Below are 564 nucleotides of genomic sequence, written 5' to 3'. Positions count from 1 at the left end.
ACGGCAGGCACGGCAGGCACGGCCGGCGGGCCGGGCTGGGACAGCGGCGGGGCGACCGCCGTGCCACCTCCGGAGCGCGGCTACCCGGACGTGATGCCGCCGGCCGCCGCCGCCCGCGAGTGGAGCCGGGCCGCGCGCCGGAGCGAGTGGGCTCCGCCGGCCGGACCGGACGGCGACGACACCCTGCGGCTGTCCGCGCGCCACCCCGAAGCCACGGACGGCCCCGGACGGCCCGCCGCGGGCGGGCCGGACGAGGCCCCGGGCACCGGCGGTTCGGTCGGCACCCCCGCCAGCGGCGGGATGACCGGCACGCCCGCCTCCGCAAGCGGGATGACCGGCACCTCCGCCCCCGCCGGCAGGGCGGCCGGCACCCCGGCCGCCGGCACCCCGGCCGCCGGCGACGCGGCGGACGGCGACGCGGCGGACGGCCACGCAGCGGACGGCGCGCCGGCCCCGGGCGGGAGCGGGGAGTGCCCGAGCCGGCGGCGCCGGGCGGCGTTGCGGCGCGGGGCGCTCGCGGCGGCCGCCGCCGTGCTCGCCGTGGCGGCGGGGATCGGCACCGCA

1 pseudogene is annotated in these 564 nt (G+C 85.1%); it reads left to right on the top strand.

Annotation, left to right across the window (positions count from 1 at the left end):
- Positions 1 to 564 (top strand): annotated as a pseudogene (locus F8274_RS31540) (hypothetical protein); the annotation flags it as partial.

The sequence above is a fragment of the Micromonospora sp. AMSO31t genome (genome assembly GCF_008868175.1).
GTDB lineage: Bacteria > Actinomycetota > Actinomycetes > Mycobacteriales > Micromonosporaceae > Micromonospora.
This window is presented reverse-complemented; position numbering and strand designations above follow the sequence as displayed.